The organism is Nonomuraea terrae (assembly GCF_004348995.1).
Classification (GTDB): Bacteria; Actinomycetota; Actinomycetes; order Streptosporangiales; family Streptosporangiaceae; genus Nonomuraea; species Nonomuraea terrae.
The window spans coordinates 1-19,429 of record NZ_SMKQ01000050.1; the positions used below are offsets into that span (position 1 = coordinate 1).

A 19,429-nucleotide genomic window follows, 5' to 3' on the forward strand; every position below is an offset into this window, starting at 1 on the left:
GGGGGCTGGCCGTCGGGGTGGGGGTCGCCGTCGGGGAGAGCGTCTCCGTGGGGGAGGGCGACGCCGTAGGAGAGGTCGGCGTCGGTGTGGAGGGATCGGCGGCTAAGGCCAGGTGGAGAGGGGGAGGGTTGTCAGTGAGTCGGAGGGATTCGGTTGCTGACGCCTGCGTGATCGCGGCTCCGCCGGTTCCTGCCAGTGCGACGGTGCCGAGCAGCGCGCCCAGGATGGAGAATCTCATAATCCTGCTCTTGTGGGAGATTTCAGGACAGGGGTTATTATTCCGGCTTGTCAAGATCGGTCAAGACTGAGACGTATGGAGAAGCGCTTCCGGTTCCGCTCCGCGGCGAACTTCCTCAATCTCTCCACGCCGCTCGGCCTGCTGCTCGCGGTCGCCGGTGGGGCGACCCCGCGGCGCGGCCCCGAGGGGCTCATCCTGGCCTTCGGCTACCGTCCCCGCTTCCCGATCGCGGGTGCCTTCACGGTTGGAAATGTGGTTCTGACCAGGCGAAACGCTCTGAGCGAGCGGCTGATTCTGCACGAATCCCGGCACGCCACGCAGTGGGCCTGGTGCGGGGGACTGCCCATGCTCCCGCTCTATCTGCTGGCGATGCTCGTCTCGGTGGCCGTCTGCGGCCACCAGGCCTCGTACAACATTTTTGAGCGGCTGGCCGGCCTGGACGACGGCGGCTACCCTCGCGAGCCGCTCCGCTGGCGCCGCCCCGGTTGACAGCCTCCTGTCAGGAAGAACGCCCCCGGCGAGCACCACGGCCCTGCCCCGAGCGAGGGGCAGGGCCGTGGCGAGTCAGGGGGTCAGTCGGAGGGTGTGGACCGCGGCCTTCCTGACCGCCTGCGGCGTCGAGCGCATCGGCAGCAGGTCGCCGCGGGCCCACGCCTCGGCCTGATCCCAGTAGTTGTCGTGGAAGGCGTGCCCCGAGGCGCCGGTCAGGTTGATCCACTGCGACTTGTCCAGGTCCGACAGGTCGACGATCATGCGCATCGACGGGACCGTGGTGATGGCGTACCCCGTCTGAACGTTCCAGCCCGTGGCGTTCACCGCGTCCTTGCCGCCCGGCACCCGCAGCGGTCCGCGGTTGAACAGCGCCTCCACCGGCGCGATGCCCGAGGTCCCGAGGGAGCCGTTGACCAGCTCCAGCTGGTGCAGGTCGCCCCAGCGCCACGCCTTGACGTCCTCGCCGAGCCGGTCGGCCAGCTCCTGGTAGGCCGAGGCCATCGCCTGGCGCAGGATGTCGTCGCGGGTCTCCTTGAGGTTCCGGGTCGTCACGTTGTCCCAGAAGGGGTCGCCGGGGGCGTCCAGCAGCCGCCTGACGACCTCGTACCAGCGGTCGCCCCCGGTGGGCCGGGCCGACTCCGGCAGGTCGTCGTTGAACGTCCGCACGAGCACCTGCCGCCAGACCGCGTTGAAGAACGCCGCGGCGGCCGAGCCGAGGTCCTGCCGCCGGTCCCAGGTCTTCAGCAACTCCCTGGCGGCGACCCCGGGGCCCGCGAGATCCACCCGCAGCAGCGCCGGGATCAGCGTGTCGGCGAAGCCGTTGTGGGTGTCCTGCTGGATGCGCGACATGACGGCCGCGTCGATCGGCCCCTGCTGGATCGCCTCCGTGATGAGGCTGCGGATGCGCTCGGAGCGGTAGCCGTACGCCCAGTCCTTCGTCAGCAGCGGCCGGTACCGGTTGGGGTCGATGACGGCGTTGTTCGCCGTGACGATGAACCCGTCCGCCGGGTTGCGCACCGACGGCAGCTGGTCGTATGGGATGGGCGCGGGCTTCCAGTCGTACTCGCCGGTCCAGCCGGGGGCGGGCAGGGTGCCGTCGCCGCTCTCGCGTACGGGGATGCGCCCCGGCGCCTGGTAGCCGATCGTGCCCGAGGTGTCGGCGTAGACGAGGTTCTGGGCCGGCACCTCGAACAGCGCGGCCGCCGCCCGGAACTCCTCCCAGTCGGCCGCCCTGTTCAGCAGGAAGATCGAGTCGGCCGTCCGGCCGGGCGTCAGCGCCGTCCACTGCAGCGCCACGGCGTTCGCCTCGCCGCTGGGCCGGGCACCGCCGATCACGTCGTCGATCAGCGGGCCGTGCCGGGTGCTCTTGACGGTGATCGTGACCGGGCTGCCCCCGGCCACCTTGATCTGCTCCCTGCGGGTCTCCAGCGGCAGCCGCTGGCCCTTGTACAGGTACGTGTCGCCGTCCACCTGCTCCAGGAAGAGGTCGGACACGTCCGGCCCCAGGTTCGTGAACCCCCACGCGATCTTGTCCGTGTGCCCGATGATCACGCCGGGGACGCCGGAGAAGGTGAACCCGGTCACGTCGTACGGGCACTCCGCGCTGAGCTTGCGGCAGTGCAGCCCGGCCTGGTACCAGACGGACGGCATCTGCGCGGCCAGGTGCGGGTCGTTGGCGAGCAGCGGCTTGCCGCTCGCGGTGTACTCGCCGGAGACCACCCACGAGTTCGACCCGAGGCCGTCGCGGTCGGCCGTGCCCATCGTGCTCGGCACCGCGTCGAGCGTCCCGGCCGCCCGGGCGAGCGCGTCACCGGCTCGCAGCCGGGGCTCGACCTGCTGGTCGAAGCGGTTGCGCTCGATGGTGCCCTGGTTGACGATCGGCAGGTGCCGGTCGTACGGGTAGCCGGGGTAGAGCTGGTCGACGCGTTCCCTCGGCAGCTTGGTGAGCGCGAGGGCCCGGTCGATCTCGTCCTCCATGTTGGAGCGCAGGTCCCACGCCATGGCCTTGAGCCAGGCCAGCGAGTCGACCGGCGTCCACTTCTCCGGCCGGCCGCCGCCGTTCTGGATCTTCAGGACGGAGTACTCGAGGCTGCGGCTGGAGGCGTTCGGATGGGCGTCGAGCCAGGCGTTGACGCCTTTGGCGTACGCGTCCAGGTAGTCGCGGGTCGACTGGTCGAGCAGCGGCAGCTCCTGCTCGGCGACCCGGCGCCAGCCCATGGTCCGCAGCGCCTTGTCGTTGTCGAGCGTGGCCGCGCCGAACAGCTCCGAGAGGCGGCCGGCGGTGGTGTGCCGGCGGAAGTCCATCTCGAAGAAGCGGTCCTGGGCGTGGACGTAGCCCTGAGCCATGAAGAGGTCGGCCGCGGTGTCGGCATAGATATGCGGGATTCCCGATTTATCGCGATAAATCTCGACGTTCTGCGCTAATCCCGGTAGCCGTACGGCCCCATCCACCTGTGGGAACGATCTCTGCACGGTGTACACCACAACCCCTGCCAGCACGACCGCCAGCGCGAGAAGAACGGTTAACACCCGGGCGAACCACCGCAAAGGCCACGGCATCCACGCATAGGGCCTCACCGACACCTCCTTGTCCCCGAACTGGGATCAAGTCTGACAGCACGCGATCAGTACTCCGGACGCGCCGCCACGAGGAGATGTCAGGCCCAGATCTGGCCCTCCGGGGTGTCGGACACCCGGACGCCCATCTCGGCGAGCTCGTCGCGCAGCCGGTCGGACGCCGCCCAGTCGCCGGCCTCCCGCGCCCGCTCCCTTGCCGCCAGCGACTCGGCCGCCCCGGGCGGCAACACCTTCGGCTTGCCGATCTCCGACGACAGGTCGAGCGCCAGCACCTGGTCGAGATGGAGGAACGTCTCGAACTTCGCCCCCGGCGCCACCGACTCGTCGCGCTCCAGCTCGCGCAGGATCCGCAGCGCGGACGGCGTGTCCAGGTCGTCGTCGAAGGCGGCCTCGACGCGTTCGGCGTACGCGGTGGCCATGGGGGCGCTCGGCGACTCCGACCACTCGGCCACCCGCGCCCGCCACCGGCGCACCGTGCGGTCGGCGGCCCGCAGGGTGTCCCATGTGAGGTTCAGCTGCTGCCGGTAGCGGTGCTCCAGGAACGCCAGCCGCACGGCCAGCGGGTCGAGCCCGGCCGCCACGACGTCGGACAGCAGCACCACGTTGCCCGTCGACTTGGCCATCTTGCGCCCGTCGAACAGCAGGTGCTCGCCGTGCACCCAGTGGCGGACGACCTCGTGGCCGGTCGCCGCGTTCGACTGGGCGCGCTCGTCCTCGTGGTGTGGGAAGCGCAGGTCGATGCCGCCGGTGTGCAGGTCGAAGCGCGAGCCGAGGAAGCGCAGCGACATGGCCGAGCACTCGACGTGCCAGCCGGGAAAGCCGCGGCCCCACGGCGCGTCCCAGGTCAGCTCGCCGTCGCCGGGCTTCCACAGGGCCCAGTCGGCGTGGAAGCGCTTGCGCGGGTCGACGGCCTCGATGCGGTGCGCGGGCCTGAGCGCGTCGAGCCGGTTGCCGGATATCTCGCCGTACGACGGGAAGCTCTGGACGTCGAAGAACACCGACCCGTCCGGCACCGTGTACGCGTGACCCCGCTCGACCAGCTGCGCGATCAGCTCGATCATCAGGTCGACGGTCTCGCTGGCACGCGGCGCGTGCTCCGGCGGCCGCAGGTTGAGCGCGGCGGTGTCGGCGACGAAGGCGTCCTCGTAGAAGCGGGCCAGCTCGCGCGGCGAACGCCCCTCGGCCCGCGCCTGCGCGACGACCTTGTCCTCGTCCGTGCCCTCGCCGTCGCCCGACGGATCCTCGACGAGGTGGCCGACGTCGGTGATGTTGCGGCAGGCCACGACGCGCACCCGCCGCCGCTCCAGAACCCGCCTGATGAGGTCGGACAGCACGTACGTGCGCAGGTTGCCCACGTGCGCGTGACGGTAGACGGTCGGCCCGCACGTGTACATGCGTACCGCCCGATCGGCCTCGATCTCCTCGACCTGCCTGGCGCGCGTGTCGTAGATCCGCAACATCCCCCGAGCTTAGTCGGGGGCCGCGGCGAACCCCTACGCCCCCAGGTAGGCGAGGATGTCGCGGTCGCCGCGCTCGCGCAGCCTGGCCAGGACCTCCTCGCGGGCGGCCGTGTCGGGCAGCCCGATCCTGGCCCCGATCAGCCGCAGGCCCTCCATCTCCGAGCCGACCGGAGCGGTGTAGCCGAGCAGGTAGAGGGCCCGGTTGATGGGCGGCATCGCCACGGGCGCGGCCGGTAGGTAGCGGGTCAGCAGCTCGCCGCCGTCGGAGACGGTCAGGAAGACGTGGTCGCCCTCGCGCGCGTTGTACTCCGCCAGCACGTTCCTGATCGAGCCCATGGTGGGCTGGTTGTGCCAGCTGATCACCACGTCGCCGGACGGCGCGGAGGCGGTGAGCTGCCCGCCCGGCGCCATCCCGAGATAGGCGGCGAACCCGGTGGGCAGCGGCGAGCCCGACCCGCGCAGGTGCTCGGCGTTGATGTCGACCCGGTGCCACCAGCGGCCGTCGCGGGAGCGGAAGCTGCGCCGGGTCTCGGAGACGTCCTTGCGCGGCTGGTACGTCACCTCCCCGCTCGGCGAGGTGCCCGCGACCCGGATCCAGCCCCGCTGCGTCCGCTCGAACCCCGGCCCGCCCGAGTAGGCGCGCACCGAGCTCTCGCTGACGTCGTAGCGGGAGGTCAGGTTCGTCACGATCGTGCTCACCGACGCCTCGCCGCCGGCCCGCTCGATCTCCCTGGCGATCATCTCCCTGATGCCGAGGTACTCGTCGCCGCCCCAGCGCGTCAGGCCGTACTTGTTGCGGTCGACCCGCAGGAAGCGGTCGTCGGCGGTGAGCTGGTTGCGGATGCCGACCAGGCTGTAGTCCTCGCCGATGCGTTCCTGGATCTCCTCCGGCGACAGCGGCGTGCCCGCCACCGCCAGCACCGCCTCGGCCTTCTCGTTGATGCTGCGCGGCCACGGCACCACGTGCCGGCCGAGCACCCGCAGCTGCGGCGTGGCGAGGATCCACCGCTCGGCGACGTCCTCTCGGACCCCGAGCTGGGACACCATGGCCACGGCCTCGGCGAGCGGGCGCGGGCCGTCGGTGAACAGCTGGCGCGTCTTCTCCCGCAGCTCGTCGCTCCCGCCCGAGACGAGCCACCCCTCGGCCTGCTCGTAACCGGTCAGCAGCGTACGGACGAACCGCCAGGCCGGGATGCCGAGTGCGCCCAGCTCCGTGCCGTGCCACGGTACGGCGGCCTGCAGGTCGTCGGCCGGCACCGCCGAGCCGAGCCGGCCGCGCAGCCACGCGACGTGGGCCACCAGCGGGGCGACCTCCGGCTTGCCCAGCCAGGCTTCGATGTGGTCGCGCAGGTCACGCTCGATCTGCCTGATGCGCTCGCGCGTCACCGAGAACCGCTGTGCCAGCTCGTCGAGCGTGGCGCGCTGCTCGGCGTACAGGCGGTCGCGCGCGATCGCCCGCTGCCGGTCGTCCAGCGCCGCGAACAGCTCGTCGATCAGCTCGGGCAGCGGGCGGTCCGCCCGCACCGGCGGGGGCACCGCGTCCGGCACCGGCTCCAGCAGCCGCTCGAACACGCCGGTGAACAACTTCTGCACCACGTCCTTGCCGAGCATCTCCGGCGTCCGCTCGGCCTCGGCCGGGTCGGAGAACCGCAGCAGCGGCAGGATGTCACCGAGCATGAGATGCCCCCAGCAGGCCACGGCCAGGTCGGCCAGACGGCCCGCCACGGTCTGCGTGCCGACGAGGGCGCACGCCCGGTCAAGAGGGATCGCCTGCCACCAGGCCTCGGGCAGCTGGGGCTCCTCGACGATCGGCGCGATCTGACCAGGGGAGGTCCAGCGCAGGGGTGGCGAGAGGTCGCTCAGGCTGAGGTTCATTGACGTCCAACCGGCAAAGGAGAGATATCCGCAGTTCAGACTATGTGATCAGAGGGGTAGAAACGGGCTCCCTCTTCCGGAATGGGAGATATAAAGCTTCGAACGGGCGCGGGTGCAGGCGACGAACAGTATGCTCCGTTCGCGCTGCAGCGCACGAGCCCGTACGTAAGGATCTTCCGGCGGATCTTCCGTCGGCGGCTCGGGCACCACGCCCTCCGCCACCCCGAACAGCGCCACCCGCTCGAACTCCAGCCCCTTCAGTTGCTGGAACGTCGCCACCCGCACCTCCAGGCCGTCGAGCGCCCGCCGCACCTCGCGCACCAGCCGCGGGTTGCGCGCGCCCACGGCGATCTCCGCCGGCGCCACCCCCTCGGCCAGCCACGACTCCACCGTGGCGCGCAGCCCGGCCAGCTCCGCCTCCCGGGTCGCGTACGCCCTGACGTCCGGGCGTTCGCCGTTGCGGATGGCGGTCAGGTCGTACAGGTCGGTCGTGCCCCGCACCAGGCCGGTCGAGAGGCCGCCGCCGCGCAGCCGTACGGCGAAGGAGAGCAGTTCGTGGGGGAGCCGGTAGGAGATCCCGAGCGTGTGGTGCTCGGCGGGGATGCCGACCGTGGCCAGCGCCACCCGGGTGTCGGTGACCCGCTGGTGCGGGTCGCCCACGATGAACAGGTCGTCGCGCGCGTGCGGCGCCGCCGCGCGCAGCAGCCGCCACTGCGCCGGGCTGATGTCCTGTGCCTCGTCCACCACGATGTGACGGTACGGCTTCTGCCCCGGGTCCACATCGTCGAGCAGATCACCCGTCGCGAGCGAGAGCAACCGCAATGCCGCGTCCGTCAGCTCGGCCAGCGATCTCGCGCCCTGGCCGACCAGCGCCGGGCGGCGGCCCTCCGCGTCCGTCACGATCCGCAGGGCCAGGCGTTCCGGATTGTCCACCTCGACCCGCTTGCGCACCACCTCGTCCTCGAGCAGCAGGTCCAGCTTCGCCGACAGCTCCTCGGCCAGGCTCTGCGAGAACGTCACCAGCAGCACCGGCCCTGCCCCGTGGACCGCCAGATGGGCGGCCCGGTGCAGGGCGACGACACTCTTGCCGGTGCCCGCGCCGCCTACCACCAGCGCCGGGTGCTCGTACACGGAGGCCCTGGCCAGCCGGTGCTGCGGCGGATGCAGGAACGTGCACCAGTCCGGCGTCCGCAGCACCCGATCCAGCGCCACCTTGTCGGGCACGAACACCGCCCGGTCGGGAGTGCGCAGCAGCGCGGCGTGCAGGTCCTCGGCGTCGATCGGGCCCGGCGGCTCGGACGAAGCCCGCCATGCCTCCAGCGCCCGCCACGCCTCCGCCAGCGTGCCGCCGCTGGCCAGCACCGTCAGCGGGACGTGCTGCGTGGGCGGCAGCAGCGGCTCCAGCGCGGCCAAGTCCGCCTCGGTGGTGATCAGCCGGAACAGCGGCAGGGCGTGCACGTCCAGGCCCAGGCCCAGCAGGTCGCCGTCGCAGATCGGGTCGAACAGCCCCGACGCGCCCGCCGACCTCTCCGCCGACCTGCGCAGGGCAGGCTCCACCCGCTCCAGGGCCTCGGCGTCCCACTCCTCGACGACCCCGATCACCGGGTTGACGCCGTAGCGGTGACGGCGGGCGTACGACCAGGCGTCCGGGCCGGGCAGGACCGTCCGCAGCCAGTACACGTCCCGCTGCCGCACCACGACGCCGCGATGGCCCTCCGCCAGGCGCAGGGTCGCGACGCGCGGATCCCTGGCGCCCCTCACCCGCTCGGGGTGCGGGGCGCCCGCGACGTTCAGCAGGAACCGGCGCAGCGCCACCACGGCGTCCCTGCGCACCGACGGGGCCAGGGCGCTGAGTGCCGTGGGGAACTCTGGGCCGATCGCGAGCCGCGGCACCGGCTCAGTCCAGCAGTTCGAGCAGGTCGCGGTCCCCGCGCTCGCGGAGTCTGGCGAGCAGGTCGGGCAGCGGTACGGGGCCCGTCATGCCGATCCTCGTGGCGATCACCCTCGCCGCCTGCTCCTTGGTGCCGCCCGGCGCCGTGTAGCCCACCAGGCGCAGCGCCTTGGTGATCTTCTCGGCGCCCTGAGCGGCGACCGGCAGGTGCCTGGCCCGCAGCACGCCCTCGTCCGAGAGGGTCAGGAACAGGTGTCCGCCCTCCTTGGCGCCCACGTCCACGAGCAGCTGAGCGACGGACACCAGCACCGGCCTGCCGTGCCAGGTCATCGTCAGCTCGCCCGCCGCGCTCCTGACGGTCTTGGTCTCACCCGGCGACAGCCCCAGGTAGGCGGCGAACCCCGTCGGCAGCGGGCACTCGCCTCCGGCGAGCTGCTCGGCGGTCACGTCGACGCGCAGCCACCACCGTCCGTCCGGCTGCCGGAAGCAGCGCCGCGTCTGGGAGACGTCCTTCAGCGGCTGGTACGGCCGCTCCGGCTCGCCGTTGGCCTCGGGTGGCGTCACCGGCGTGAACGCCTGGAACACCGGCGGCCCCGCAGGCGGCTCCACCGGAAGCCCGGCAGGCGGGCCCACGGGCGGGGGCGGCGGGAAGGGGCCGAACGCCGAGTGCGGCCCGCCCGGCGGCGGAGGGAACTGCACCTGCGGCGGCACGTGCTGCACCTGCGGCTGCCGGGCGTGCGCCGCCAACGACGCCAGCACGAACTGCCAGGCGGGCACCTCCAGCGCGCGGATCTCCGCGCCGTGCCAGCTCGCCGCGCCGGTGAGCTGGTCCTTGGACGGGGCCGGCCCGACCGTCTTGATCAGCTCGTCCAGATGTGCCCGGAAGGGCGCCGCCTCGTCGCTCGCCAGCCACTGGTCGAGGCGCGTGCGCAGCTCGTACTCGGTGGCGGTGATGTCGGCAGGGGGGACGGCGAAGAGCTTGGCCAGCTGGTCGACGGCCGACGGCTCGTCGGTGAAGACCCGGTTCTGCGCCACGGCCCACGTCTTGTCGTCGAGCCCGGCGAACGCCGCCTCGAGCAACTCGAGCAGCCCCTGACCGCCACTGCCCCCGGCACCCTTTCCCATGGGCGCGGGCACGGGCTGCTCAGGCTGGACGTCCTCGGCTTCGGCGTGCACAGGTTCGGCCTGAGCCGGTTGGGCGTGCTCAGCTTCGGCGTCCTCCGGCTCGGCGTCCTCGGCTTCGTCGTCCTCGGCTTCGGCGTCTTCAGCTTCGGCGTGCTCCGGCTCAGCCGGCAGGGCCTCGCCGTGCTCGGCCTCCACGTCGGCCGGCAGGCCCTCGGCGTGCATCGGCTCGGCGTGCTCCGCCTCGCCATCCGCCGCCTCGCCGTGCGCCTCGCCGTGCGCCCCGTCCTGTGCCTCGGCGGGCATCGGCTCGGCGTGCGCCGCGTCGGCGTGCTCCTGTTCCTGGTGAACTCCGGCGGCTTCCCGTGCGGCGGAGCCGTCGGCGGGCTCGCCGGGAGCGTGCCACTCGGCGGCCTCGGCGGGCAAGGCGGCGGGCTCGTCCGGAGCTGCCGCCGCCTCCTCCGCCGCGTCCTCACCGGCCCGGTCGCCGGCGGGCGCCCGCTCCAGGACGGCGTCCTGCGCCGGCTGCTCGTCCTCGGGCTCCTCGTCCTCAGTGGAGTAGGAGTCGTCGGCGGATTCCGAGCCACGGAACGCGGGTGCGTAGGCGGCGAAGCGGGCCGAAGGCTCCTCGACGGGCGCCCCGGGCTTCGACGCGGGGGCGGGGGGCTCCGGCTTCTCGGCCACTAACGGATGGCCGGCCGCGACCTCATGGAACGCGTCCTCGGCACGACCGGTCGCGGCCTCCTCGTACGCGTCGTCCGCGATGGGCAGCCCGCCCGCCGCGTACGGCTCGGCGCCCATCCCGGGGCGTTCAGGTGCGAGGCGCGCCAGAACGGCCGTGAACAGGATGTTCATCACCGGCCGCGCCTGGATGAACGGCTGGTCCACCAGCTCCCGCCCGGTCAGCGCGAGCAGCCCGGCCCACGACCCGGCCCGGTCGAGCGCGATCGCGACCGCGGGCTCGTCGGCCTCTTCCGGGTCGAGCACGTAAAGCGCCGGCAGGACGTCGCCGATCGCCGCCGCGGGCCAGTGCTCCAGGGCGATCTCCGTGAGCAGCTCGCCCAGCGACTCGGGGCCGATCGCCGCGAGCACCCGAGGCATGGGCAGGCTGCGCCACCACGCGTCCGGCAGGTCCGGCTGTCCGGCGAGTAGCGTGATCGTCGACGCGTCGCTCCACCTCAACGGTGGTACGAGGTCGCTCAGGCAGAAATTCATCCCGTTCCGTTCACCAGCCCCTCACGCCGTGGCAGCGGTGCAGCCATCATCTCGCCGCCCACGGAACAGACCATAGTCCGGCAAAACAGCCCTACGCATCATGCCGTCGCATCAACGCCGAACAGCGGCAAAACGTAGTCGCACGTAATCGGCCATCCAGCCGGTCTCCCTGCGCAGCGCGGGCGCGGCCAGCTCGTTGACCCGCTGGAGCAGGGGCTCCACGATCTCGGGCGGCAGCCCTTCGAGCACCGACCCGGCGAACATGCGCACCCAGTCGGCGGCCCCGCCGGGGCACTCCTCAAGAGGCGTCGGCCGGTCGAAGTATTCGAGCAGCCGCACGACGAAGCCCTCCTGCTCCAGGCGGCGGGCGTACTCGGCGGGGGTGGGGAAGTACCACGGGAGCTCGGGCTCGCGCAGCCCGTATTCGCGCCAGGCGGTGAACATGGCCGCGGTCAGCTCCGCGCAGTTGCCCGCACCGCCCATCTCCGCGACGAAGCGCCCGCCAGGCGTGAGTGCCTCGCGGACGCTTGCGATCACGGCGCCGGGGTCGCGGGTCATCCAGTGCAGCGCCGCATTGGAGAAGACCGCGTCGTACGGATCGACGACGGTGAAGTCGTGCGCGTCCCCGACGATGAAGTTGATGCCCGGATACTGCGCCAGCGCCTTCTCGATCATCGCCGGCGAGCCGTCGATGCCGAGGACCTCAGCCCCTCGGAAGGCGATCTGCGCGGTCAGCACCCCGGTGCCGCAGCCCAGGTCGAGCACGCGCTCGCCGGGCCGCGGGTCGAGCAGGTCGACCAGTGGCGCGCCCTGCGTCGAGACGTAGCCGAAGCTGCTGTCGTAGGCGCGACTGTTCCACCGCTCCAAGCTCGGTGTGTCGTATCGCAAGACGATCAGCTCTTTTCTCGGACTTCGGGCCCCCGTGGCCGTGCTGTCCGTTCACTTTAGAGCCTGAACGTCGCGACGACATATCAAGTCACTTCGGACTCAGCCCACACTCTTCCCCCATTCCCGCTTCAGGTACGCCTTCGCGGCGTCCGTCTGCGGGATGGTCATGAGGACGGGCGGCCCGGGCGCCTTGGGCAGTTTCGCGGCCTGCTCGCGGTCGAGCGTGCCCTTCATGAGCATCGCCTCGCCGCGTGCCGGCCGGGCGAACCCCTTCTGCAGCAGGTTCTGGCCCTCGTCGGAGAAGAGGAACTCCTGCCAGAGCCGGGCCGCGGCCGGGTGCGGGGCCGCCTTGTTGATCGCCTGCACGTGGTAGGCGCCGAGCGCCGCGTCGCGCGGGATCGTCACCTGCCAGCCGTCGGAGTGGTGAGCGCTGCGGGCCGCGTTCAGGTGGTCCCAGGCGACGACGACGTTGGCCTTGGCCGGATCGGTGAGCCGGCCGGCCTGCTTGAGCTTGGCGAACAGCGCCACGCCCTGCTCGGGCTGCGGCACGCCCGCGCGCATGGACGCCGCCATCACACCCCCGAACGCCGAGGCCGAGCGCAGCGGGTCGCCGTCGAGCGCGACGCGGTAGTTGGGCTGCAGCAGGTCGTTGAAGGAGACGGGCGCCTTGACCGCGCGGGGGTCGTACCCGATGGACATGTAGCCGCCGTAGGCGGCGTACCAGGAGCCGGACGGGTCCTTGACGTGGTCGGGAAGGTCCTGCCACCCCTGCACCTTGTACGGAGCGAACCGGTCGGCCCCCGACACGGCCACGTCCATGGTGAGATCGAACACGTCCGGCTTGAGCTGCGGGGCCGCGTCGAGCTCGCGCCTGCTGCTCGCGTTCGGCTCCAGCTCGTTGACCTTGATGTCGTACTTGTCGACGAAGGTGTCGATGATCTCGCCGTAGTTGACCCAGTCGCGAGGCAGGGCGATGACGTTGAGCTGGCCCTCTTTCTTGGCGGCCTCGACGAGCCGGTCCATCGTGCCGAAGCCGCTCTTCAGCGAGGCGGCCTGGACGTTGACGGGCGGCAGGTTCTTCGCTTCGGTCGCGGTGGAGTCGGTGGACGACGCGCCGCATCCGGCGCTGGCGAGGATGGCTGCTGCGGCGGCGCAGGTACGTACAGTCACACAATGAATACTTACTGCTACATCCGCCCAGGTCGAGGAGGCGCGGCCGGAACGACTCGGGCCGCCACCAGCGTCTCTTCGGGGATCTCCACCACCGTGCCGTCTTTTTTCCGGATTTTGAGCACGCCGTTCTCCCAGGACACCAAAATCCCGACAGCGTCGCGAAACCCACCGGGGACGCGCCTGCGGGTGGTGACCCGAGCGCCCACGTCGTGCGTTGTAATGGCGATGACAAGGCGTCCGGCCACGAGTTTGCCACCCTCCGTTTCGGCCAGCCGGGAAGCACGGCAATACTAGGGCGTAGCAAACCGCGGTCGAAGTCATGCCATGGTGCGGAGAAGAAGGAGCTCGAGGTGACCTACGTCATCGCGCAGCCTTGCGTGGACGTCCTGGATAAGGCGTGCATCGAGGAGTGCCCCGTCGATTGCATCTACGAGGGCGAGCGCATGCTTTACATCCACCCCGACGAGTGCGTGGACTGCGGCGCGTGCGAACCCGTGTGCCCCGTAGAGGCGATTTTCTATGAGGACGACCTTCCCGAGCAGTGGAAGGAGTTCTACAAGGCCAATGTGGACTTCTTCGAGGAGCTGGGCTCGCCTGGCGGCGCCTCGAAGGTCGGCAAGATCGCGAGGGACCACCCGGTGGTCGCCGCTCTGCCGCCACAGAGCGAGGACCACTAGTACGAACGCCGTGCACGGGGGCATCCGGGCCGGATGCACCCCGTCCGCGTGGCCGCCGCGCCGCAGTACGGCACCGCGACATCATGGAGAACCGTGAACACCCTGCCTGACTTCCCGTGGGACCGGCTGGAGCCGTACAAGGAGCGCGCGCTGGCACACCCCGACGGCATCGTCGACCTGTCCGTCGGCACTCCCGTCGACCCCGTGCCGCAGATCGTCCAGGACGCTCTGACGCAGGCGGCCGACAGCCCGGGTTACCCCCTCACCCACGGCACCAAGGCGCTGCGCGAGGCCGCGGCGGGGTGGTTGCGGCGCAGGCACGGCGTGACGGTCGATTCGAAGGACGTCCTGCCGGTGATCGGCTCCAAGGAGTTCGTCGCCTGGCTGCCCACCTACCTGGGCGCGCGTCGGGTGGTCTTCCCCGAGCTGGCCTACCCCACCTACGACGTGGGCGCCCGGCTCGCCGGGGCACACGGCACGGCCTCCGACAGCACGCTCGCGCTCGGCCCCGAGCACGTCGACCTCATCTGGGTCAACTCCCCGGGCAACCCCACGGGCCGGGTGCTGCCCGCCGAACACCTGCGCAAGGTCGTCGCGTGGGCGCGCGAGCGCGGCACGGTCGTCGCCTCCGACGAGTGCTACATCGAGCTCGGGTGGGAGGAGCAGCCGGTCTCGATCCTCCACCCCGACGTCTGCGGCGGCTCCCACGAGGGGCTGCTCGCCGTCCACTCCCTGTCCAAGCGCTCCAACCTGGCCGGCTACCGCGCCGGGTTCGTGACGGGCGACCCCGTCCTGGTCAAGCGGCTGCTGGAGACGCGCAAGCACGCGGGCATGCTCATGCCGCAGCCCGTGCAGGCCGCGATGACGGTGGCGCTCTCCGACGACGAGCACGCCGAGCGGCAGCGCGAGCGCTACGCCGCCCGCCGTGAGGTGCTGCGTCCCGCGCTGGAAAGGGCCGGGTGGCACATCGACCATTCGACGGCGGGCCTGTACTTCTGGGCGTCCAACGGGCAGAGCGCGTGGGATCAGGTAGGAAAGCTTTCCGAGATCGGCATTTTGGTCGCGCCCGGCGAGTTCTACGGATCCGCAGGTGGGCGGCACGTTCGCGTCGCGCTCACCGGCACAGATGAACGGATCGCTGCGGCGGTGCGCCGCCTCCAGTAGGATCGCCCCGCACAGCCCGCGAAACGGGCTTGTCTCGCACAAATCGATAAGGGCTTATGCCGAGGCAGACCGCGAGTGGAGCGAGCTGATCGATGAGCGTGACCTCCATGGTCGTTCTCGGGCTGAGCATCGCCACCGTCCTGCTGCTGCTCGGGGCCTTCTGGGCCACGACGCGGCAAGACAGGCGGGGCCGCGTCAGCGCGCCGCCGGCCGAGGTCGCTCCTCTCGAGACCCCGCTGGCGGCTCCGGTGGGCGCTCCCGGGCATGCCGGCACCGACTTCACCGACCCTCGTACGATCGGGGTCGGCGACCGGATCGAGATTCACGGGTCGCCCGCGCGCGTCCTCGGCGCCATGTACGTCTCGTGGCAGGGCCAGCAGTGGACCGAGTTCCTGCTGCGCGACTCCTCCCGGCGCTTTCAGTGGCTCTCCGTCGAGGAGCTTCCGGGAGACCCGCCGCATCTGGAGGTCAAGCTCTGGAACGACGTGCCCACGCAGGGCATGGTGCCGGCCAAGAGCATGCTGATCATGGAGGCCGTGGAGTTCCACCCGATCGAGCGGGGGACGGCCGCGTTCCGCAGCGAGGGCGACACCGGCCTGCCGGAGCGAGGGCTGCTCGACTTCGCCGACTACCGCGCCTCCGACGGCCGGCTGCTGTCGTTCGAACGCGTCCAGGGCGGCGCCTGGACGGCCGCCTATGCCCAGCCGCTGCCGCCGGGCTCGATCTCCATCGTCACCCGCGCGCCCTGACGGGTCACGACAGCTCCACGCCGCGGGCGCCGGCCTTGCCGTCGGCTTCCCAGCCCTCGGTCTCGTAGTCGTTGGCCCACGCCGCGCCGCCGTAGCCGACCCTGCTGAGGCCGTACTTCTCGGCGTGGGCCACCCACCAGGAGGCCACCAGCCAGCCGCGCTTCTTCGTGGTGATCGCCGTGCTGCCCAGCGCCCTGGCCAGCTGCTTGCGCGCCTCCCGCGTACGCGGCGCCGGCGCGGGCGTGCGGGCCTGCGGATACCAGCAGTGCAAGGCCCGCGGCACCCGCCCGGTGAAGGCGGCGGCCAGGAGCTTCGCCTCCTCCTCGTGCGGCGCGTACGCGTAGCCGCCCGCCGAGCGCTGCACGGCCTGCGCCGCCTCCGCCAGCGGCAGCTCGCGGTAGTCCGCCACCTTGACCAGCGCGGCGAAGAACCTGTTCGTCGCGTAGACCGGGTCCATGATCTGCTTCTTGGTGCCCCAGCCCTGCGACTCGCGCTGCTGGAACACGCCGACCGAGTCGCGGTCGCCGTAGGCGACGTTCCTGAGCTTCGACTCCTGCAACGCCGTCGCGTACGCGATGACCACGGCCCGCTCGGGCAGCTTGCGGCGCGCCGCGACGGCGGCGATCGTGGCCGAGATCTGGGCCTGCTCGGGATCGAGCTCGCGCACGCCCAGCGGGGTGTCGACCACGCAGTACGCCTCGCGCACCACCACGGGCGCCCTTTTCAGCAGGTGGAAGAGCCCTAGGGAGACGGCGACGGCGAGTACGACCACGATGACCGCGATGGTGATGACTCCACGGGAGAAGCGCAGGCGCACGCTGAAGAACCTACCCGGACGGATAAGCTCCGTGGCCATGAGTCATGTGAGCACTTCGTCCCCGATTCCCGCGATCGTGGATGAGTTGTGGGAGCGCAGGGCGGAGCTGTCGCCGGCCGACGCCGAGGCGCGCCGGCTGGTGGTCGGCGCGGTCGACCTGCTCGACCGAGGCGAGGCACGGGCCGCCCGGGTGGCGGGCGGCGAGGTCGTCGTCGACGAGCGCGCCAAGCGCGCCGTGCTGCTCGCCTTCAAGGTGCTCGGACTGGCCCGCTCGCAGGTGGGCGACTTCCACCACAACGACAGGATCCCGCTGAAGAGCACGTTCGACGGCGTGCGCGTGGTGCCAGGGGCGATCGCCCGCTGGGGCTCCTACCTGGCGCCCGGGGTGGTGCTGATGCCGTCGTTCACGAACATCGGCGCGTACGTCGACTCGGGCACGATGGTCGACACCTGGGCCACCGTCGGATCGTGCGCCCAGATCGGCAAGAACGTGCATCTGTCGGGCGGCGTGGGTGTCGGCGGGGTGCTGGAGCCGCCCGGCGCCGTCCCGGTCGTGGTCGAGGACGACGCGCTGATCGGCAGCCGGTCCATGCTCGTCGAGGGCGCCAGGGTCGGCGAGGGCGCGGTCGTCGGCGCGGGAACGATCCTTTCTGGCTCGATCCCGGTCATCGACGTCGCGACGGGCGAGGAGCTGTCACGCGGCCGGATCCCGCCGTGGTGTGTGGCGGTGAGCGGCACACGGCAGAAGGAGTTCCCCGGCGGCACGTTCGGCCTGCCGTGCGTGCTGGTGCTCAAGCGCCTGGAGCCGGGGCAGCGGCACGACAAGGCGGCACTCAACGAGGTGCTGCGCGAACACGGGATGGACATCTGATGCTCGACCTGACCCAGGACGTACGCGCGCTGACGGCCGCGATCGTGGACATCGAGTCGGTGAGCGGTCACGAGAAGGCCCTCGCCGACCAGGTGGAGCGGGCGCTGTCCGCGCTGCCGCACCTGAAGGTGTCGCGCTCGGGCGAGACGGTGGTCGCCCGCACCGAGCTCGGCCACGCCGAGCGGGTGCTCATCGCCGGCCACCTCGACACCGTCCCCGTCGCCGGCAACCTGCCGAGCCGGGTCGACGGCGACCTGCTGTACGGCTGCGGCACCTCCGACATGAAGGCCGGCGTCGCGGTCGCGCTGAAGCTCGCCGCCGCCCTGCCCGCGCCCAACCGCGACGTCACGTACGTCTTCTACGACTGCGAGGAGGTCGAGGCCGAGCGCAACGGCCTGACCCGGGTCGCCCGCGACCACGCCGACTGGCTGGCCGCCGACTTCGCGGTGCTGATGGAGCCGACCGACGGCGTGATCGAGGGCGGCTGCCAGGGCACGCTGCGCGCCGAGGTGACGGTGAGCGGCAAGCGGGCCCACAGCGCGCGCTCCTGGTTCGGGGTCAACGCCATCCACGGCATCGAGCCGGTGCTGGCCCGGCTCAACGCGTACGAGCCGCGGCGGCCGGTGGTCGAAGGGCTCGAATACCACGAAGGGCTCAACGCGGTCGGCGTGAGCGGCGGCGTGGCGGGCAACGTCATCCCCGACCTGTGCGTGGTGAGCGTCAACTACCGCTTCGCGCCCGACCTGTCGATCGAGGAGGCGGAGCAGCACGTACGCGAGGTCTTCGACGGGTTCGCCGTGAGCGTCGTGGATGCCGCGCCCGCGGCCAGGCCCGGGCTGACGCATCCGGCGGCGGCGGCGTTCACGGCGGCCGTCACCGGGGCGGTCGGCGGCGAACCGCGCGCCAAGCTGGGCTGGACGGACGTCGCCCGCTTCTCCGCGCTGGGGGTCCCCGCCGTCAACTACGGCCCGGGCGACCCGAACCTCGCGCACCAGCAGGGGGAGTACGTCTCGCTGTCGAAGATCGTCGAGAGTGAGCGGGCGATGCTCGACTGGCTCTCCACATGAAAGTGGCTTTCCTCGCCGGCCATTTGGCGGGGAAAGCCACTTTCAGTCCCGAGCAGCACCCTCGGCAGTTAGACGCAGGGGGGTCGAAATCCGGTTCCCTGGTTTTTTCAAGATTTTTTAGCGGTGCGTTTCGCCCGGTTTACCTGCGGATTCGCCCGGTGGGAAGAACCTATCGACTCGCGGCGAACCGCCCGGGTAGGGGCGCACGGGTGGAACCGGCCGATGGTGAAGGGACTAGCGTGATCCGCATGGAAGAACCACGTCGTGAACAGCGCCGGGAGCAGGGCCGGGAGCAGGGCCGGGAGCAGGGCCGGGAGCAGGGCCGGGAGCAGGGCCGGGAGCAGGGCCGGGCACATCGCCGGGAGCACCGCCAGGGGCAGGCCATCGTCCGCGGTCGCTTCGTGCCCACCTCCACGCACGACCAGCGGCTGCTGGCCCGCCAGGGGCCGTCCGACTGGGTGCACACCGACCCGTGGCGGGTGCTGCGCATCCAGGCGGAGTTCGTGGAGGGATTCGGCCAGCTCGCCGAGCTGCCGCCGGCGGTCACGGTCTTCGGCTCCGCCCGCACCCCTGAGGACTCCCCTGAGTACCGGACGGGCATGCGGCTCGGCCGGGCGCTCGCCGAGGCCGGCTACGCGGTGATCACCGGTGGCGGCCCGGGCGTCATGGAGTCGGTCAACCGGGGTGCGCGCGAGGTGGACGGCGCGGTGTCGGTCGGCCTCGGCATCGAGTTGCCCTTCGAGCAGCGCATGAACGACTACGTCGACCTGGGCGTGGAGTTCCGCTACTTCTTCGTGCGCAAGACGATGTTCGTCAAGTACTCGTGCGGCTTCATCACGCTGCCCGGCGGCTTCGGCACGCTGGACGAGCTGTTCGAGGCGCTCACCCTGGTGCAGACGCGCAAGGTCACCTCCTTCCCCGTGGTGCTGATGGGCTCGGAGTTCTGGGGCGGGCTGCTCGACTGGGTCAAGGGCTCGCTGCTGGGCAGCGGCAAGATCGCCGCGGACGACCTCGACCTGATCACCGTCACCGACGACGTGGACGAGGCCGTGCGCATCATCGTGGAATCCGACATGGCCCGTTCGCGGCAGCTCCTGGAGGAGGAGGAGTCCTGCGCGGCCCAGATCGCCGAGCCGCAATAGGCTTCCCCCCT

17 protein-coding genes are annotated in these 19,429 nt (G+C 71.4%); 8 read left to right on the forward strand and 9 right to left on the reverse strand.

Annotated features, from left to right (window positions below):
- Both E1286_RS49235 and E1286_RS18410 read left to right on the forward strand, forming a co-directional pair.
- On the forward strand, positions 1-308 hold a 308-nt coding region (locus tag E1286_RS49235), incomplete at its 5' end, for a hypothetical protein (RefSeq protein ID WP_223190092.1).
- Positions 309-313: 5 nt separating this feature from the next.
- The gene (locus E1286_RS18410) at positions 314-727 is read left to right on the forward strand and encodes a hypothetical protein (RefSeq protein WP_132614107.1); all 414 of its coding nucleotides are present in this window, start codon (positions 314-316) and stop codon (positions 725-727) included.
- 75 nt (positions 728-802) lie between these two features.
- Here E1286_RS18410 and E1286_RS18415 read toward each other — a convergent pair whose 3' ends face one another.
- The 8 genes from E1286_RS18415 to E1286_RS18450 all read right to left on the reverse strand — a co-directional run bounded on the left by E1286_RS18415 (position 803) and on the right by E1286_RS18450 (position 13,176).
- A complete protein-coding gene (locus tag E1286_RS18415; protein ID WP_132614173.1) occupies positions 803-3,289 on the reverse strand; it encodes a penicillin acylase family protein in 2,487 nt (828 codons plus the stop codon).
- 98 nt (positions 3,290-3,387) lie between these two features.
- Positions 3,388-4,767: a cysteine--tRNA ligase gene (gene cysS / locus E1286_RS18420; protein WP_132614109.1), complete on the reverse strand. Its 1,380-nt coding sequence runs from the start codon at positions 4,765-4,767 to the stop codon at positions 3,388-3,390.
- 33 nt (positions 4,768-4,800) lie between these two features.
- Positions 4,801-6,642, reverse strand: coding sequence for a sigma factor-like helix-turn-helix DNA-binding protein (locus E1286_RS18425; protein ID WP_132614111.1), 1,842 nt, complete (start codon positions 6,640-6,642; stop codon positions 4,801-4,803).
- A 48-nt stretch (positions 6,643-6,690) separates the two neighbouring features.
- Complete coding sequence (locus E1286_RS18430) at positions 6,691-8,535, reverse strand: UvrD-helicase domain-containing protein (RefSeq protein WP_132614113.1); 1,845 nt, start codon at positions 8,533-8,535, stop codon at positions 6,691-6,693.
- 4 nt (positions 8,536-8,539) lie between these two features.
- Positions 8,540-10,870, reverse strand: a complete 2,331-nt coding sequence (locus E1286_RS18435; protein WP_132614115.1) for a hypothetical protein — start codon at positions 10,868-10,870, stop codon at positions 8,540-8,542.
- 111 nt (positions 10,871-10,981) lie between these two features.
- A complete protein-coding gene (locus tag E1286_RS18440) occupies positions 10,982-11,758 on the reverse strand; it encodes a class I SAM-dependent methyltransferase (RefSeq protein ID WP_132614117.1) in 777 nt (258 codons plus the stop codon).
- Between the two features lie 99 nt (positions 11,759-11,857).
- Positions 11,858-12,928: an ABC transporter substrate-binding protein gene (locus E1286_RS18445; RefSeq protein WP_246074959.1), complete on the reverse strand. Its 1,071-nt coding sequence runs from the start codon at positions 12,926-12,928 to the stop codon at positions 11,858-11,860.
- 17 nt (positions 12,929-12,945) lie between these two features.
- Positions 12,946-13,176 (reverse strand): putative acetyltransferase, encoded by a 231-nt coding sequence (locus E1286_RS18450; RefSeq protein WP_132614119.1) that lies wholly within the window; start codon positions 13,174-13,176, stop codon positions 12,946-12,948.
- A gap of 105 nt (positions 13,177-13,281) precedes the next feature.
- Here E1286_RS18450 and fdxA point away from each other — a divergent pair, with 105 nt between their 5' ends.
- The 3 genes from fdxA (at position 13,282) to E1286_RS18465 (ending at position 15,521) form a co-directional block, all read left to right on the forward strand.
- Positions 13,282-13,608 carry a ferredoxin gene (fdxA, locus tag E1286_RS18455; RefSeq protein ID WP_132614121.1) on the forward strand — a complete coding sequence of 109 codons (327 nt, stop codon included), beginning with the start codon at positions 13,282-13,284 and terminating at the stop codon, positions 13,606-13,608.
- 93 nt (positions 13,609-13,701) lie between these two features.
- Positions 13,702-14,772, forward strand: coding sequence for a succinyldiaminopimelate transaminase (gene dapC / locus E1286_RS18460; RefSeq protein ID WP_132614123.1), 1,071 nt, complete (start codon positions 13,702-13,704; stop codon positions 14,770-14,772).
- Positions 14,773-14,864: 92 nt separating this feature from the next.
- Positions 14,865-15,521, forward strand: coding sequence for a DUF4178 domain-containing protein (locus E1286_RS18465; protein ID WP_165969792.1), 657 nt, complete (start codon positions 14,865-14,867; stop codon positions 15,519-15,521).
- A gap of 4 nt (positions 15,522-15,525) precedes the next feature.
- Here the strand turns inward: E1286_RS18465 and E1286_RS18470 are convergent, their stop codons facing one another.
- Positions 15,526-16,338, reverse strand: a complete 813-nt coding sequence (locus E1286_RS18470) for a hypothetical protein (RefSeq protein WP_246074960.1) — start codon at positions 16,336-16,338, stop codon at positions 15,526-15,528.
- Between the two features lie 37 nt (positions 16,339-16,375).
- On the opposite strand from E1286_RS18470, the gene E1286_RS18475 reads away from it, so the two are divergent.
- The 3 genes from E1286_RS18475 (at position 16,376) to E1286_RS18485 (ending at position 19,418) form a co-directional block, all read left to right on the forward strand.
- The gene (locus E1286_RS18475; protein ID WP_132614125.1) at positions 16,376-17,209 is read left to right on the forward strand and encodes a 2,3,4,5-tetrahydropyridine-2,6-dicarboxylate N-succinyltransferase; all 834 of its coding nucleotides are present in this window, start codon (positions 16,376-16,378) and stop codon (positions 17,207-17,209) included.
- Positions 17,209-18,276 carry a succinyl-diaminopimelate desuccinylase gene (gene dapE / locus E1286_RS18480; protein ID WP_132614127.1) on the forward strand — a complete coding sequence of 356 codons (1,068 nt, stop codon included), beginning with the start codon at positions 17,209-17,211 and terminating at the stop codon, positions 18,274-18,276. Before E1286_RS18475 ends, dapE begins: the two co-directional genes overlap by 1 nt.
- Before the next feature lie 248 nt (positions 18,277-18,524).
- Positions 18,525-19,418 carry an LOG family protein gene (locus E1286_RS18485; RefSeq protein WP_132614129.1) on the forward strand — a complete coding sequence of 298 codons (894 nt, stop codon included), beginning with the start codon at positions 18,525-18,527 and terminating at the stop codon, positions 19,416-19,418.
- Positions 19,419-19,429 lie beyond the last annotated feature (11 nt).